This is a genomic window from Chryseobacterium sp. VD8, assembly GCF_037149975.1.
Lineage (GTDB): Bacteria > Bacteroidota > Bacteroidia > Flavobacteriales > Weeksellaceae > Chryseobacterium > Chryseobacterium indicum.
The window spans coordinates 1-2,003 of the sequence record NZ_JBBCQL010000393.1; the positions used below are offsets into that span (position 1 = coordinate 1).

Sequence of the window (2,003 nt, forward strand, 5' to 3'; positions counted from 1 at the left end):
TCAATATTCCAAAATTCACTTTGGTAGAACCAGAGGGAGAACTCATCCCCCGAAGACAATAATTTTTTTTGCACAAAAAACTGTTTTTCATATTTCTGTTTATTCCTTTCATGATCTTATTGATGAATATGATCTATCCTTTTGTTTCCTACATTAAAACCAAAATTTATGAAATAACACAATATCATATTTTAAATCATAAATTGGATGCAGCAGAAACCATTTATTTTTCTGAGAAAGAAATTTTAAATGCCGAATGGAAGGAAGAAAAAGAATTTACATTAAACGGATTTTCTTACGATATCATTAAAGTTGATCTTAAAAACGGCGAAAAATACTATCACTGCTATTTTGATAAAAAAGATATTGTTATTCATTCAATTCTAAAATTTTCAGAATTTTTTGCAGCTAAAAAAATAGGGGCATGGCGGCATTTTAATTCACCTTTTCAGCATAAGAAAATCATAAAAACATCCAGCTTTTTCACTTTTTTTGAAGCAGAAAAACTTCATTTTTTTATCTTTTATTTCAGACCGAAATCAGATTATCTTAAAAGACTAGAAAATACATATTATCTGTCCGTTATTATTCCGCCTCCGGAAAAAAGTTTTATCTCATCATAAACTTTTAAACGACAAATAATTAATTTTTAAAATCAATGAAAAAATATATATGCATTGCAGCTTTACTAGGCTGCACAATTGCAAGTGCCCAACAATCATCAGAAATCGAAGAAGTTGCAATCCAGGGAAGAAAAAAAATAAAACAGGAACGGGCAGAGTTCAAAAGACATGCACAGTCTGTAGAAACCCTTTCAGAAGAAGAACTTGGCAGAAATAATCCCGCAGCAATAGACCAGACTTTATCTACAATGCCCGGAGTTCAGGTCGATAAAAGAACGAATTTCGGAGGACAGAGACTGGTTGTCCGCGGATACGGAAACGATCAGAAGTTTAATAACTGGGGAGTAAAAGCCTACTGGAACAACATGCCTTTAACCAATGCCGAAGGAATTACCATTCTGGATGACATCGATTTTGCTTATGTAAACAATGTTGAGGTGATCAAAGGACCTGCGGCAACCATGTATGGCGGCGGAGTAGGAGGAGCGGTTCGCTTTTATACCCGTCCGGATTTTACCAAAGGCATTACTGTTTCAGAAAACGTTTTAGTTGGTGCTTTTAAAACATTTCAGTCCCGCACTCAGCTCAATGTTGCGGATGAAAACTATTCTGTGAATGCTGCATACGGTCACCTTGAAACCGATGGTTACAGACCTAACGGAAGCGGTCTGAAAAACTTTTTTAATGTAAACGGAACAGTTAAACTCGGAAAAAATGATCAGTTAAGCTTCTTTGGAAGTCAGGCTTATTCTTACGAACATACTTCCGGACAGATATCTTATGATGATTATTACGCAGGAATCGACAATGGAAATCCCGCCTACATCAGAAAAAATTCAGGAACAAAAATAAAATCTACACGAGTAGGATTAAGCAACTCTGTAAATATTCTTCCGAATCTTAGAAATTACACCACGCTTTTTTATTATAATGGAAATACGGAGAGTGTTTCTGCAGGGGCTTTCGGCGTAACCAGTTCTCCCAATGTAGGATTACGTTCCACATTTACCCTGAAAAATGAATTCAAAGATTTCGAAAACAGATTGGATTTCGGAACGGAGATTCAGAATTCAATGTCTACAACTTCCAGTTACCGTTTTACAGGATCCATCACAAATCCATTAGAAACTACAGGCATTTCAGGAGCCTCTTATTTTAAATACAACAACAATCAGGCAACCTATTTTGCAATAGATTATCTAACGTACAAACCTTGGGGATTGACATTTCTTGCGGGATTAAGTGCGAACAGAACCAATTACGACAGAAAAGATTTATTTGCAGTTCCGGGTTTAATTACGGGAAAGAAAGATCTGTCGTTTGAAAAACAATTCAAGACAGCTTATACACCACATTTTGCTTTACAAAAGGAATGGAAAC

The 2,003-nt window shown here is 35.5% G+C and carries 2 protein-coding genes; both read left to right on the plus strand.

Going from position 1 to position 2,003, the window contains the following annotated elements; genetic code table 11:
• Nucleotides 1-128: 128 nt before the first annotated feature.
• Nucleotides 129-623: a hypothetical protein gene (locus tag WFK35_RS22510; protein WP_336734853.1), complete on the plus strand. Its 495-nt coding sequence runs from the start codon at nucleotides 129-131 to the stop codon at nucleotides 621-623.
• A 35-nt stretch (nucleotides 624-658) separates the two neighbouring features.
• Nucleotides 659-2,003, plus strand: a 1,345-nt coding sequence (locus tag WFK35_RS22515) for a TonB-dependent receptor (protein ID WP_336734856.1), incomplete at its 3' end; no start/stop codon positions are given.

What these genes read in the sequence shown, in the direction of transcription:
- WFK35_RS22510 (WP_336734853.1), top strand. Translation starts at nt 129, where the DNA reads ATGATCTATCCTTTTGTTTCCTACATTAAAACCAAAATTTATGAAATA.